The organism is Actinotalea subterranea, assembly GCF_008364845.1.
Lineage (GTDB): Bacteria > Actinomycetota > Actinomycetes > Actinomycetales > Cellulomonadaceae > Actinotalea > Actinotalea subterranea.
In genome coordinates this window covers 291,561-305,756 of sequence record NZ_VTTP01000003.1, presented here as the reverse complement: position 1 = coordinate 305,756, position 14,196 = coordinate 291,561, and the positions used below count along the sequence as shown (strand labels likewise).

Here is a 14,196-nt window from a genome sequence, read left to right as displayed (position 1 = left end):
ACGACCACCAGAGACCGGAGACCCCCCGATGAGAGGCAAGAACCTCGCCCAGCTGGCCGTCCCGGTCGGCGTGGTCGGCGTCGTCCTGCTCCTCGTGGTGCCGCTGCCCGCGGCGCTGCTGGACGTCCTGATCGTCGTCAACATCACGATGTCGCTCGTCGTGCTCCTCACGAGCATGTACGTCAAGCGGCCGCTCGACTTCTCGGTGTTCCCCTCGATGCTCCTCGTGCTCACGCTGTTCCGGCTGGGCCTCAACGTCGCCTCGACTCGCCTCGTGCTGCGCGACGGCTACGCCGGGCAGGTCATCGACGCGTTCGGGCACTTCGTCGTCGGCGGCTCGCTCGTCATCGGCCTCGTGATCTTCCTGATCCTCGTCGTCATCCAGTTCGCGGTCATTACCAACGGTGCGGGCCGTGTCGCCGAGGTCGGGGCGCGGTTCACCCTCGACGCGATGCCCGGCAAGCAGATGGCGATCGACGCCGACCTGAACTCGGGCCTCATCGACGAGGACACCGCGCGCAAGCGCCGGGCCGACGTCGCGGCCGAGGCCGACTTCTACGGCGCGATGGACGGTGGCTCCAAGTTCGTCAAGGGTGACGCGATCGCGGGCATCATCATCACGGTCATCAACCTGCTCGGCGGGTTCGCGATCGGCATGATGCAGATGGGCATGTCCGCGGGCGAGTCGCTCGAGCGGTTCAGCCTCCTGACCATCGGTGACGGCCTCGTCACGCAGATCCCGGCGCTCCTCATGTCCGTCTCGACGGGCCTCATCGTCACGCGCGCCACCGCCGAGGCCGACATGGGCACGGCCGCGAGCCAGCAGCTCACGCAGAGCCGCACGGCCATGCAGATCGCGGGTGCCGCGGCGATCGCCCTCGCGCTCATCCCGGGCCTGCCCAAGATCCCGTTCGTCCTCGTGGGTGCGCTGCTCCTGTTCGGTGCGTGGCGCGTGGGCGTCACCGAGAAGGCCGAGGCCGCCACGGTCGCCGCAGCCGCGCAGACCGCCGTGACCGGCCCGACGGGTCAGGCGGACACGCCCGAGGCGCTCATCGAGCAGATGCGCGTGCACGCGCTCGAGATCCTGCTCGCACCCGACCTCGTCGACATGGTCGGCAGCGGGACCGACCAGGACCTCCTGGCCCGCGTGCGCGGCCTGCGCCGCAAGATCGCGATGGAGCTCGGCATCGTCGTCCCGCCCGTGCGGACGCGCGACTCGGTCGACCTGCCGCGTTCGACGTACGTGGTGCGCATCGCGGGCGTCGAGGTGGGCCGCGGCGAGGCGCCCGGCGGCCGGCTCCTCGCACTCGGCGACAACCTCGACGGCCTCGGCGGCACGCCCGTCGTCGAGCCCGTGTTCGGCCTGCCCGGCAAGTGGATCCCCGCTGAGCTGCGGCACGGCGCCGAGATGGTCGGCGCGACCGTCGTCGACCGCGTCTCGGTCCTCATCACCCACCTCGGCGCGATCATCGACGCCAACGCGGCCCGCCTGCTCTCCCGCGAGGACGTGCGCGTGCTGACCGAGGGCGTCAAGCAGGTCAACCCGTCGGTCGTCGACGAGCTCATCCCCAACCTGCTGACGCTCGGCGAGGTCCAGCGCGTGCTCCAGGGCCTCCTCGCGGAGCAGGTCGCCGTGCGGGACCTGGGCCGCATCTACGAGGGCCTGACGCTGCGCGCCAAGGTCAGCACGGACCCCGAGGGCCTCGTCGAGGCCGCACGTGCGAGCCTCGGCCCCGCGCTCGCGGCACCGCACGCGACCGACGGCGTGCTGCGCGTCCTCACGCTCGACCCCGTCCTCGAGCAGTCGCTGCTCGAGTCGGTCCGTCCCGGCGACGGCGGGTCGCAGCTTCTGCTCGACCCCGCACGTGCCGACCGGATCCTCACGACCCTGCGCACGCTCGCCGCGCAGGGTGAGGCCAGCGGCCGCGAAGCGGTCCTCGTCTGCGCACCGGCTCTGCGGCCCGCCCTGCGGCGTACCGTGGTGCTGGCGGTGCCCCGCCTCCCTGTGCTCTCCTACAGCGAGGCGACGGGCGCCGGCCTGCAGATCGAGACCGTGGGGGTGGTCAGTGATGCCCACGCGATTGCTGCTTGACGGTGAGGACCTGCCGTCCCTCATGCTCCGTGTGCGCTCCGAGATGGGCCCGGGTGCACGCATCGTCAAGGCCGAGCGCATCCGCACCGGCGGGTTCGCGGGGTTCTTCGCCAAGGAGCACTACGAGCTGACCGTCGAGGTGCCCGAGCCCGTGCGCCCGGGCCGGCGCCGCCTCGCCCCGCGCGGCACGGCACCGGGTGACGCCGCGGGCATCGACGCGCTGCTCGCCGCGGCCGACGCCGCCGAGCAGGAGGACGCGGACCTGATCGCGGGGCGGGTGGCCGGCGGCGGGGCGCCCGAGGGCGCTGGGGCACCGGCGGCGGCCGAGCCGACCGGTGCGTCGGGGGGAGCCGGCACCCCGGAGGGCCCTGACGAGCCCGAGGCTCCCGAGGAGCCGCCGGCCCCGGTCATGTCGACGTCGGGCGAGACGTTCGCCCAGATCCTCGAGTCCGTGCGCCAGATGGTCGGCCCCGTCCCGCAGCGCGCCACCCTCCCCGCCCAGGCCGCCGACGACGCCGCCGCGCCCGACGCGGACGCCCCCGACGACGAGGCGGACGAGGCCGACGACGACGCGCCCGACGCCGACGAGGCGCAGGCGGGGGAGCCGCAGCCCGACGAGGGCGCCGCCGGTGCCGTCGAGCCCGCCCCGGCAGCCCCGCCCGCGCCCGCGCCCACCCCGGCCCGTGCGGCGGAGCCTGACGATCGCGGCTCGGGCTCGACGATCAGCACGTTCCTCGAGCTCGGGCTCCCCACGCGCGTGCTCCAGGGCTTCGGGGACCCCGGTGCGCCCGTCCCGCTCTCGCAGCTCGTGCGCAGGTTCGACCGCGCACCCGCCCTGCGCGTCGCGCCCGGCCAGGTGCTCGCGGTCGCCGGCGATCCCGCGACCGTGCTGCGCACCGCGACCCAGATGGCCGGCCGCGTGGGCGTCGCGCCCGAGGACATCGTCCTCGCGGGCGCCATGGAGCCCGTGGCCGGGCACGGCCGCCGGCTGCAGACCGTGCCGGCCCTCGCCCGGTACCGCGCACGCGTCTCGGCTGACGTCCCCGCGGTCGTGGCGCTCGGCGTCGGGCCCGAGCGCGACGACTGGGACGAGGCGGCGATGCTGCTCGAGGCCCTGCACCCCGACCAGGCGTGGGCGGTCGTCGACGCGCGCCGCAAGGCCGCTGACCTGCGGCGCTGGCTGCGTGGGGTCGGCTCGCGCCGGGCGTTCGACGCCGTCGCCGCCACCGCGACGTTCGACGCGCAGGCGCCGGGCACCGTCCTCAACCTCGGCACACCCGTGGGCTGGGTCGACGGCCTGCCCGCCTCGCCCGTCGTGTGGGCCGCGGTGCTGAGCGAGCGCCTCGCCGACGACGCGCGCTGGGACTGACTCCGACCGACGTGTCGGGTGCGGCCGCTGCCGCCTCGCGCAGCCCGATTGCATGATCATTACCACGGGCTGGGACGGGTGCGGACCATCGGCGCGGCCGTTGGCGTGGTGAGCCGTTAGTCTCGCAACCATGCTCGTCCTGAGTCGTCGCGTCGGCGAACGCCTGATCATCGGTGACAACATCGTCATCACGGTCATCGACGTGCGCAGCGACGGCGTGCGCATCGGCATCGACGCGCCGCGCGAGGTCCGCGTCACGCGGGCCGAGATCCTCGAGGCCGTGACCCAGGCCAACGTCGAGGCGACGCGCTCGGCCGACGACGACGCCGTCGAGGCCCTGCGTGCGCTGCGCCCCCCGACGCCGCCCGCGCCCGCGGCGGCGAGTGGTGCGTCCGCGCCCGAGACGCCGGCCGCCCAGTCGGCGAAGCCGGCCGTCACCCCCGCGAAGCCGGCCGCGCCCCGCCGCTGACCTCGCGGCCCTCCGGCCGGTCAGCCTGCGGCGGGGCAGGGCCGCGTGTTCCGCGGCAGCTGCGGGCGAGCGCGTGCCGCGGTCGGCGGCGGCCCGTCCGCCGTCTGACCTCGTGCTCCGCTCGTCCGCGAGCGGGTGAACGCACGCCGGACGACACGGACTTCCCTCACATCCCGCAGCCGACCGCCGATGTGCCTCGTGACGTGTAGCGGAGGCCCCGTTACGGCCGGTCATGGAGGACGCTGTGGAAGACCTGGACGAGATCGTCCACGAGTTCCTGATCGAGAGCCACGAGAACCTCGACCAGCTGGACTCGGACCTCGTGGCGCTCGAGAGCACCCCGGGAGCCCGTGAGCTGCTCGGCAGCGTGTTCCGGACGATCCACACGATCAAGGGCACGAGCGGGTTCCTCGCGTTCGGCTCCCTGGAGAAGGTCACGCACGCCGGCGAGAACCTGCTCGTCGAGCTCCGCGACGGCCGACGCTCCATGGACCAGCCGACGACCGACGTGCTGCTCGAGATGGTCGACAGCATCCGCGCGATCCTCGAGTCCATCGAGGCCGACGGCACCGAGGGATCGGTCGACGTCGCGCCCGTCGTCGAGCGGATCCGCGCGGTCCTCGAGGCGCGGGTCGACGCACCCGAGGCCGCGGTGCCCGCCGAGGAGCCCGCCGCCGAGCCGGAGCCCGTCGTGGAGACCACCGCCCCGGAGCCCGCGCCCGTGGTGGAGGCGGCCGAGCCCGTGCTCGCCGCGGTCGCGGCCGAGCCCGAGGAGGCGCCCGCCGAGCCCGAGCCCGCCGCCGAGGCGCCCGCCGCCCCCGCTCCGGCTACCCCGGCCGTGCGCAAGGTCGTCGCCAAGAAGCCGGTGGTCGCGAAGAAGCCCGTCGTTGCCAAGAAGCCCGTCGTGGCGAAGAAGCCTGCGGTCGCCGCAGCCGCCTCGGGTGCGACGGGCCGCGCGTCGGCCGTCGCGACCGAGACCGCCACCGAGCAGACCCGTCCGGCCGACGACGGTGCGCCGCACCCGGTCCTGCCGGACATGACCGACGTCGGGCGTTCCGACGTCGTGCCCTCCCCGCACCCCCCTGCCGACACCCCGGAGGTCGCCGTGCCCCCCGCCCCCGTGACCGCCCCTGCCGAGGCGGTGGCGCCCCCGGAGGTCCCGTCCTCGGACGCCACGACGGCCCGCAGCGCCGCCGACGGCTCGATCCGCGTGGACGTCGACCTCCTCGACGCCCTCATGCGCCAGGTCAGCGAGCTCGTGCTGGCACGCAACGCCATCTCCCGGCTCGCCGAGGGTGGCGGCGACGTGGACCTGGCGCGCGCCTCGCAGCGGCTGAGCCTCATCGCCTCGGAGCTGCAGGAGGGCGTCATGAAGACGCGCATGCAGCCCATCGAGCACGTGTGGTCCAAGGTCCCGCGCATGGTGCGCGACCTCGCGGCCGCGTGCGACCGGCAGGTGCGCCTCGAGATGATCGGTGGCGACACCGAGCTCGACCGCAGCCTCCTCGAGGCCATCAAGGACCCGCTGACCCACCTGATCCGCAACGCGGTCGACCACGGCATCGAGTCGCCGGCCGCCCGGGTCGCGGCGGGCAAGCCCGCGCAGGGCCTGCTGTCGCTGCGTGCGTACCACGCGGGCGGTCAGGTCGTCGTCGAGATCACCGACGACGGCAAGGGCGTCGACCCGCAGGCCGTCGCGTCGACGGCGGTGCGGCGAGGCGTGCGCACGACCGAGCAGGTCGCGAACATGGCTCCCGCCGAGCTCCTCCAGCTCCTCTTCCTGCCCGGGTTCTCGACCGCGGAGGCCGTGACCAACGTGTCCGGTCGTGGCGTCGGCATGGACGTCGTGCGCACCAAGATCGAGTCGATCGGCGGGACCGTCGACATCGACTCGACCGTCGGCCGCGGCACCACGTGGCGCCTGCGCATCCCGCTGACGCTCGCGATCATGCCCGCGGTGACCGTCGAGTGCGACAGCGAGATCTACGCGATCCCGCAGGTCAGCCTCCTCGAGCTGGTCGCCCTGGGCGACTCCACGTCCGACGGCGCGATCGAGTACGTGGGCTCCTCGCCCGTGTACCGGCTGCGCGGCGACCTCCTGCCGCTCGTCGACCTGCGCGAGCTGTTCGGCGTGCCGGACCGCAGCGAGGAGGGCCGCACGGTCATCGCCGTGCTCCAGGCCGACACGGTGCGCTTCGGCCTCGTCGTCGACCGCGTGCTGAACACCGAGGAGATCGTCGTCAAGCCGCTCTCCGCGCGTCTCAAGGCGATCGGCCTCTACGCGGGTGCCACGCTCATGGGCGACGGACGCGTCTCGCTGATCCTCGACGTGCAGGGCCTGGCCCGGCGGTCGATGGCCGCGGACGTCGGCGAGCACGCCCGGGCGCTGCGCAGCGACGAGGTCCTGCACGACGTCCAGACGGTGCAGACCCTGGTCGCGGGCATCGGCGACGGGCGCCGCGTGGCGATCCCGCTCTCCGCGGTCACGCGCCTCGAGAAGCTCCCGGCGGCGGTCGTCGAGCACGTCGGCTCCCGCGAGGTCATGCAGTACCGCGGCCAGATCACTCCCGTGGCGCGGCTCGACCGCATGCTCGGCTCCCTCAGCGACCAGCGCGACGAGCTCACGGTCGTCATGTACACCCGCAACGAGCGGAGCGTGGCGATCGTGGTCGACGAGATCATCGACATCGTCGACGACCACGCGTCGCGGCACAGCGAGCTGGGCGACCACGGCCTGGTGGGCTCCACGGTCCTCAAGGAGCGCGTCACCGAGCTGCTCGACATCCGGGCAGCGGTGGCCGCTGCCGACCCGTCCTTCTTCTCCGACGACATCGACGAGCTGGCCGCCTTCGGCGAGCTCGTGGGGGTGTGACATGAGCCGACAGCTCGCAACCTTCGTCCTCGACGGGGCCCGCTACGGGGTCGACGTCGTCCGCGTCCAGGAGGCGCTGCGCTCGCACACGCGCACGCCGGTCCCGCTGGCCCCGGCCGGCATCTCGGGCCTGGTCAACCTCCGCGGCGAGGTCGTCCTGAGCATCGACCTGCGGGTCCGCATGGGTCTGCCGCCGCTCGCGGCGGGTGCCGAGCCGATGATGGTCGTCGTCCAGGTCGACGGGGAGCCGATCAGCCTGCTCGTCGACGAGGTCGGTGACGTCATCGACGTCGAGGAGACCCAGTTCGAGGCGCCGCCGGACACGCTGGCCGCCGAGCTGCGCGAGGTCATCCTCGGCGCGTACAAGCTCGACGGCGGGCTGCTGCTCGCGCTGGACGTCGAGCGCGCCACGGCGGCGTAGGTCGCAGGTCCCGGGTTCGGCGGTCGGCGGGGACCTTGATCACCCGTCTGCCGTAGTTCCGGACGGATCGCGGCGGAAATCCCCTCACGCGATCGGGCTGAGGGACGAACGGAACATCGGTGGACCGGGCACGGTGCCTGGCACCTGGAGGGCAACACCATGTCGCACCCCGGTTCTGCAGGCGCTCGGCACCGTCGGCGTCGCCTGCACGACTTCTCCGTCCGCACCCAGGTCCTCACGGCGCTGATCGTCACGACGCTCGTCACGGTGGTCGTGGTCGTCGTCGGCAGCCTCGGGGCCGGCAGCATGGCCTCGACGGCCGAGCAGCTCTACAGCCGCCACGTGCAGGGCACGTCGCTCGCGGGCCAGATGAAGTACCAGATGGTCTTCGCCCGGTGGAACGCCGTCAGCGGCGGCTACGCCTCCGACCCCGCTGCGGCCAAGGAGTACCGGGCGGACCGCGACGAGGCCCTCGCGAGCATCGCGGACCTCGCCGACCAGTACATCGCCGAGATCGACCCGACCGAGGCCGAGACGGGCATCCTCGAGACGCTGCGCGCGGACGTGCTCGCCTACGCGGACGCCGTCACCGAGACCGACGCGCTCATGGCCGCGGGCAAGAAGGCCGAGCGCGACGAGCTCGTCGCGAGCACCGTCGCCCCGCTCGGTGTGTCCGTCGCCGAGGGCATCGACGAGATCGTCGCCCTCCAGGTCGCCGAGTCGCTCGAGGCCAGCGAGGCCGCGACCGCCAAGGCCGCGCAGATCCGGATGTGGACCATCCTGGCGGGCGCGCTCGGCACGGTCATCGCGATCATCCTCGGCATGCGCGTCACCGGCGGGCTCACGCGCGGCCTCGGCGCCGTCGAGTCCGTCCTCGCCCGCCTGTCGGCCGGCGACCTGACGGCCGAGACCCGCCTGACGCGCGGCGACGAGGTCGGTCGCATGGCCGCGGCGCTGGACGCCGCCCTCGTGTCCCTGCGGGCGACCGTCACGACGGTCGCCGAGGCGTCCGACACGGTGGCCAAGGGGGTCGGCGACCTCTCGGCCGCCAGCGCCCAGGTCGCCTCGGGCTCGCAGGAGACGAGTGTGCAGGCGGGTGTGGTTGCTGCTGCGTCGGAGCAGGTGAGCCGGAATGTGCAGGCGGTGGCTGCGGGTGCTGAGGAGATGGGTGCTTCGATTCGTGAGATTGCTCAGAATGCGAATGAGGCTGCTCGGGTGGCGGCTCAGGCTGTGGCGTCCTCGGAGTCGACTGCTGCGACGGTGAGTGCGTTGGGTGAGTCGGCGAAGGAGATCGGGAACGTGGTGAAGGTGATCACGTCGATCGCGGAGCAGACGAATCTACTGGCGTTGAATGCGACGATCGAGGCTGCTCGTGCTGGTGAGGCGGGTAAGGGTTTTGCGGTGGTGGCTGGTGAGGTGAAGGAGCTGGCGCAGGAGTCTGCGCGGGCTGCTGAGGACATCGCTGGTCGAATCGCGACGAATCAGGCTCAGACGGCGTCTGCGGTGGCGGCGATCGGTGAGATCTCGGCGATCATCGCGAGCATCAACGACTACCAGCTGACGATCGCGTCGGCGGTCGAGGAGCAGACGGCCACGACCAACGAGATGTCGCGTGGGGTCACCGAGGCCGCGACCGGCTCCGGGGAGATCACCGTCAACATCAACGGGGTCGCCGGCTCGGCCCAGACCGCCGCCGACGTCCTGGTCCAGATGGGCGCGTCCACCGACGAGCTCGCCGCGGTCGCCGCGGACCTCCGGGCGAAGGTCTCCGCCTTCACCTACTGACAGATCCACGGCCGGCCCACACCACGTGGGCGGGCCGCTCTGCGTCGGTGGGCCGCAGGGCATGACACAGCGGAAGGCACCCTCATGGCACGGCTACGCAACCTGAGTGTCGGGCTCCGGCTCGGCGGCACGTTCGGCGCGATCGGGATCCTCGTCCTCGTGTGCGTCGCGATCGGCCTCACCTCGGGTCAGGCGCAGCGCGAGTACGGCGAGCGCGTCACGGCGGCGGAGCTCGTCGCCCGCGACGCCGAGACGGCGCGGTTCCAGATCGCCGACGTGACCGGTTGGCAGTCGCTCGTGTTCGGCGACACGACGGTCTACGGTCCGCAGACCGCGCTTGCCGAGGACAGCTACAACCGTGCGGGCTTCCTGGAGAGCAAGGCCGGGGTCTACGAGTGGCTCGACGCGCTGGACACGAGCACGGCCACGCCCGAGGAGGCGGCCGAGTTCGCGAAGCTGCGCCCGGCCTGGGACGAGTTCTTCGAGTGGGACGACCGTGTGGTCGGTTGGCTGGCCGAGGGCACCCCGGCGGCGTACCGCACCGCCATGGAGGCCATCAACGGTGAGGCGGGCGCCGCGTACAGCGCGATCGCCGAGATCGCGGACACCGTCCAGGCCTCGGCTCTCGAGCGTGCGGACGCCATCGCGGCCGAGCAGGACGCCGCTCAGCAGTCCTCGCAGATCCTCCTGATCGGGGTCGGGTCTCTCGCGGTGCTCGGCGCCGTGGTGCTCGCGATCGTCGGGACCCGGTCGATCGTGCGGCCCGTCGCGCGCATCGCCGACGTCGCCGAGGCCATCGGCCAGCACGACCTCACGCGGACCACCGGGCTCGTCTCCCGGGACGAGGTCGGCCGCGCCGGGGCCGCGCTGGACCGCGCGGTCGAGAGCATCCGCGCTCTCGTCGGTGAGGTCTCGACGGCCGCGGACGACGTCGCGGCGGCCGCCGGCGCGCTCTCCTCCTCGACCGCGGAGGTGACGACCGGCTCGCAGGAGACCAGCGCTCAGGCGGGTGTGGTTGCTGCTGCGTCGGAGCAGGTGTCGCGCAATGTGCAGGCGGTGGCTGCGGGTGCTGAGGAGATGGGGGCGTCGATCAGGGAGATTGCTCAGAATGCGAATGAGGCGGCTCGGGTGGCGGCTCAGGCTGTGGCGTCTTCGGAGTCGACTGCTGCGACGGTGAGTGCGTTGGGGGAGTCGGCGAAGGAGATCGGGAATGTGGTGAAGGTGATCACGTCTATTGCGGAGCAGACGAATCTTCTGGCGTTGAATGCGACGATCGAGGCTGCTCGTGCTGGTGAGGCGGGTAAGGGTTTTGCGGTGGTGGCTGGTGAGGTGAAGGAGCTGGCGCAGGAGTCTGCGCGGGCGGCTGAGGACATCGCTGGTCGGATTGCGACGAATCAGGCGCAGACGGCGTCTGCGGTGGCGGCGATCGGTGAGATCTCGGCGATCATCGCGAGCATCAACGACTACCAGCTGACGATCGCGTCGGCGGTCGAGGAGCAGACGGCCACGACGAACGAGATGTCGCGTGGGGTGACCGAGGCCGCGACCGGCTCCGGGGAGATCACCGTCAACATCAACGGCGTCGCCGGTGCCGCGTCGACCTCCGCGCAGGTGCTCGGTCAGATGGGCACCTCCACGGACGAGCTCGCCCGCATGGCCTCCGAGCTGCGGACCAAGGTGGCGACCTTCACCTACTGACACCACCGGCGCTGCTCTGCGGCGCCACCACGATCTCCCGCCCGGGTTCGTTCGACGGCGGTCCCGGGCGGGGCCAGGCCCCGGCGCGGCTGCGATCCCCCCGCAGCCGCGCCGGAACCACAGACCGCTCACATCCCGGATCGGCCTGCCGATGGGGCCCCTGACACGTATCGCCCTGCACGCACGTCAGGAGCAGCACATGACCGCCTGGACCGAGGCCACGCCACGGGTAGCGGCCACCACGCCCCTGCCTGCCCGAGGTTCGCAGGGCCGTCTGGCCGACTTCTCGTTCCTGAGCAAGTACGTGCTCGCGATGCTCTGGTCGCTCGTCCCCCTGGTCGTCGTCGCGGTCCTCACGGGCAGCGAGCTCGCGTCCGGCGAGGCCGACGCGACCGCCGGCCCCGTCCTGGCGCTCTCGATCGCGGGCGTCGCGATGACGCTCGCCGTCGGTGTCTTCATGGCGCGTCGCATCGTCGGTGCGATCGCCCGCGTGGGGCACGTGGCCGAGCGCATGGCCGCGGGGGACCTCAGCCAGACCACGGGCCTGGACCGGCGTGACGAGATCGGCCGTGCCGCCTCGGCCCTCGACGCGGCTGCCCGCAACCTCCGGGCGACCCTGTCGCGCGTCCAGGGCGTGGCCGACGGCCTCGACGCGACGGTCGGGACGTTCGAGCAGGCGAGCACGGGCATGGTCGCCGGCGCGGAGGAGACGAGCGCGCAGGCAGGCGTCGTCGCCGCCGCGGCCGAGCAGGTCAGCCGTAACGTGCAGGCCGTCGCTGCCGGCGCCGAGGAGATGGGCTCCTCGATCCGGGAGATCGCGACCAACGCCAACGAGGCCGCGAAGGTCGCCGCTCACGCGACCGACGTCGCCGCAGCCACCAACGTCTCGGTCGCGAAGCTGGGCACGAGCTCGCAGGAGATCGGCAACGTCATCAAGGTCATCACGTCGATCGCGGAGCAGACGAACCTCCTGGCGCTCAACGCGACCATCGAGGCGGCGCGGGCGGGCGAGGCCGGCAAGGGCTTCGCCGTCGTGGCCGGTGAGGTCAAGGAGCTCGCGCAGGAGACGGCACGGGCCACCGAGGACATCGCCCGCCTGGTCGAGGCCATCCAGGCCGACACGACCGGGGCCGTCGCGGCCATCGGCGAGATCTCGCAGATCATCGCCCAGATCAACGACTACCAGCTGACGATCGCGTCGGCCGTCGAGGAGCAGACCGCGACGACGAACGAGATGTCGCGCGGCGTCACCGAGGCCGCGACCGGCTCGGGCGAGATCGCCACCAACATCACGGGTGTGGCGACGGCGGCGTCGTCGTCGGCCGCGACGCTCAAGCAGATGCAGGGATCCGTCGACGAGATCAGCCGGATGTCCGGCGAGCTCCGCAGCCGGGTCGACGCCTTCAGGCTGTAGCACGACCGCACGACCGCACGACCGCACGACCCGGGCGCATGGACGCGCTCGGTGACACGAAGAGCAGGGGCGGCACACGGGCCTCCCCTGTACCGCCCGCAGGGAAGCAGGCGCCATGACGGCACCAGTCGCGGCAGGGACGCCGCACACCACACCCGACCCCGCCCGCACGCGTCGCGTGCCCGGCCTCCTCACGCGGGTGCCGGTGCTCGCGGCCCGCGTACGGGTGCGCGGTCCCGGGCGGCGAGCCCTCGAGGACGGCGCGGCGGACGGCCCCGCCGGCCCGTCCGGTGCAGACCCGTCCGGTGCGGCCCCGGACGTCGCCCAGGGTCCCAGGTCACCTGTCCCCGCACCCCCGGACGGCGCGCACGACGACGCCCCCCGCCGCCGCCCGCGCCTGGCCGACGCCTCGGTGCGGACCCGCATCGTCGCGCTCGTCGTCGCCTTCGCCGTGGTCGGCGGCCTGCTCACGCTCAGCACCGTCGCCGCGATGCGTGAGGTCGCCCAGGACACGGGTGACATCGTGCTGAGCCAGCAGGAGATCGCCGCGCCCGTGTACCGGATCCGCGAGAACCAGGCCGAGGCGAGCGCGATCGTCGCGCAGATCGCCGCGGTCGGCTCAGGCCTCCAGGGGCCATGGCTGGCCCGGCAGGAGACCAACGACGGTCAGGTCGCCGCGGACATCGCGATGGTCGAGGCCGCCGGCGGCTCGGACCTCGAGGGCTGGCCCGAGTTCGTCGACGCCTACGCGCAGTGGCTCGCCGTGCGCGACGACGTGCTGCTGCCCGCCGCGCAGTCCGACGACGAGCAGGCGTACGTCCGCGTGCTCGGCAACGACGCGGAACCGCTCGCCCTGCGCTACCAGAGCAACCTCGACCTGGTGCTGGCCGACGTCACGGAGCGGCTCGAGGTCGGTGCCGAGCGCGCCGCCGGGCGCTCCGACCAGGCCCTGCGGACCGTGCTCGCCGGCATGGCCGTCGCGGTCGCCGGGCTCGTCGCGTTCGGACTCGCCACGGCGGGGTCGATCCGCAGGTCCGTGGCCGCCGTCCAGCACTCGCTCGAGGCCATGGCGGCGGGCGACCTGACGGTGACCGCGCGCGTCGTCGGCCGCAACGAGCTGGGGCGCATGGCCGAGGCGTTGGGCACGGCCCAGCAGGCGCTGCGCGCGACGCTCTCGGGTGTCGTCGAGCACGCCCTCGCGATGGCCGGTGCGGCGCAGGAGATGTCGAGCGCCGCGCGGCTCGTGCGTGACGGCGCCGAGGAGGCGAGCGCGACGACCGAGGTCGTGGCGGCGTCGGCCCAGCAGGTCAGCCACAACGTGAAGAACGTCGCGACGGGCGCCGAGCAGATGGGTGGCTCGATCCGGGAGATCTCGCACAACGCGCACGAGGCCGCCAAGGTCGCGACGGAGGCCGTGGCGCGCGCCGAGCACGCCGCTGCGACCGTCACGGAGCTGGGCAGCAGCGCCGCCCAGATCAGCACGGTCGTCAAGGTCATCACGTCGATCGCGGAGCAGACGAACCTGCTCGCGCTCAACGCGACGATCGAGGCTGCGCGGGCGGGCGAGGCCGGTCGCGGGTTCGCCGTCGTGGCGGGCGAGGTCAAGGAGCTCGCACGCGAGTCGGCGCAGGCGGCCGAGGACATCGCGCGGCGCGTCCAGGCGAACAGCGGTCAGGCTGCGTCGGCGGTCGAGGCGATCGGCGAGGTGACCCAGGTCATCACGTCGATCAACGAGTTCCAGCAGACCATCGCCTCCGCCGTCGAGGAGCAGACGGCGACGACCAACGAGATGTCCCGGTCGATCGTCGACGCCGCGACGAGCTCGAGCGAGATCGCCGGGAACATCGCGGGCATCGCCGAGAGCGCGCGCAGCTCGAGCGAGATCAGCACGCGCATGGGCGAGCACGCCGACGCCGTCGCGCGCGCCTCGTCCGAGCTCGAGGAGTCGGTCAGCCGGTTCGCGTTCTGACGTCTCGCGGCCACGGTGCGGGGCGGCCGGGTGGGGGCGGACCACGTGCCGACGGACTGTCGGCTGCTCACAAACGGCCTGTCCTGGCCGATCAGTCCGTGGGCCCC

9 protein-coding genes are annotated in these 14,196 nt (G+C 73.0%); all 9 read left to right on the top strand.

What is annotated here, in order from left to right:
- Positions 1-28 precede the first annotated feature (28 nt).
- The 9 genes from FZ988_RS07235 to FZ988_RS07195 all read left to right on the top strand — a co-directional run bounded on the left by FZ988_RS07235 (position 29) and on the right by FZ988_RS07195 (position 14,089).
- Entirely contained in the window at positions 29-2,092 is a 2,064-nt protein-coding gene (locus tag FZ988_RS07235) for a flagellar biosynthesis protein FlhA (protein ID WP_149203343.1), read from the top strand.
- Positions 2,070-3,461: a hypothetical protein gene (locus tag FZ988_RS07230; RefSeq protein ID WP_149203342.1), complete on the top strand. Its 1,392-nt coding sequence runs from the start codon at positions 2,070-2,072 to the stop codon at positions 3,459-3,461. Before FZ988_RS07235 ends, FZ988_RS07230 begins: the two co-directional genes overlap by 23 nt.
- Positions 3,462-3,591: 130 nt before the next feature.
- Positions 3,592-3,930 carry a carbon storage regulator CsrA gene (gene csrA / locus FZ988_RS19140; protein ID WP_149203341.1) on the top strand — a complete coding sequence of 113 codons (339 nt, stop codon included), beginning with the start codon at positions 3,592-3,594 and terminating at the stop codon, positions 3,928-3,930.
- A 244-nt stretch (positions 3,931-4,174) separates the two neighbouring features.
- Positions 4,175-6,802 carry a chemotaxis protein CheA gene (locus FZ988_RS07220; RefSeq protein WP_246169296.1) on the top strand — a complete coding sequence of 876 codons (2,628 nt, stop codon included), beginning with the start codon at positions 4,175-4,177 and terminating at the stop codon, positions 6,800-6,802.
- A gap of 1 nt (position 6,803) precedes the next feature.
- Positions 6,804-7,223: a chemotaxis protein CheW gene (locus FZ988_RS07215; RefSeq protein ID WP_149203339.1), complete on the top strand. Its 420-nt coding sequence runs from the start codon at positions 6,804-6,806 to the stop codon at positions 7,221-7,223.
- Positions 7,224-7,382: 159 nt separating this feature from the next.
- On the top strand, positions 7,383-9,008 hold the full coding sequence (locus FZ988_RS07210) for a methyl-accepting chemotaxis protein (RefSeq protein ID WP_149203338.1): 1,626 nt from the start codon (positions 7,383-7,385) through the stop codon (positions 9,006-9,008).
- Positions 9,009-9,092: 84 nt separating this feature from the next.
- Entirely contained in the window at positions 9,093-10,706 is a 1,614-nt protein-coding gene (locus FZ988_RS07205) for a methyl-accepting chemotaxis protein (protein ID WP_149203337.1), read from the top strand.
- Between the two features lie 199 nt (positions 10,707-10,905).
- On the top strand, positions 10,906-12,120 hold the full coding sequence (locus tag FZ988_RS07200; protein ID WP_223145055.1) for a methyl-accepting chemotaxis protein: 1,215 nt from the start codon (positions 10,906-10,908) through the stop codon (positions 12,118-12,120).
- A 115-nt stretch (positions 12,121-12,235) separates the two neighbouring features.
- Complete coding sequence (locus tag FZ988_RS07195; protein WP_149203335.1) at positions 12,236-14,089, top strand: methyl-accepting chemotaxis protein; 1,854 nt, start codon at positions 12,236-12,238, stop codon at positions 14,087-14,089.
- Positions 14,090-14,196: the final 107 nt, after the last annotated feature.

Coding starts and splice junctions, on each gene's coding strand:
- FZ988_RS07215 (WP_149203339.1), top strand. CDS start 6,804: ATGAGCCGACAGCTCGCAACCTTCGTCCTCGACGGGGCCCGCTACGGG.
- FZ988_RS07230 (WP_149203342.1), top strand. CDS start 2,070: ATGCCCACGCGATTGCTGCTTGACGGTGAGGACCTGCCGTCCCTCATG.
- FZ988_RS07205 (WP_149203337.1), top strand. CDS start 9,093: ATGGCACGGCTACGCAACCTGAGTGTCGGGCTCCGGCTCGGCGGCACG.
- FZ988_RS07235 (WP_149203343.1), top strand. CDS start 29: ATGAGAGGCAAGAACCTCGCCCAGCTGGCCGTCCCGGTCGGCGTGGTC.
- FZ988_RS07210 (WP_149203338.1), top strand. CDS start 7,383: ATGTCGCACCCCGGTTCTGCAGGCGCTCGGCACCGTCGGCGTCGCCTG.
- csrA (WP_149203341.1), top strand. CDS start 3,592: ATGCTCGTCCTGAGTCGTCGCGTCGGCGAACGCCTGATCATCGGTGAC.
- FZ988_RS07200 (WP_223145055.1), top strand. CDS start 10,906: ATGACCGCCTGGACCGAGGCCACGCCACGGGTAGCGGCCACCACGCCC.
- FZ988_RS07195 (WP_149203335.1), top strand. CDS start 12,236: ATGACGGCACCAGTCGCGGCAGGGACGCCGCACACCACACCCGACCCC.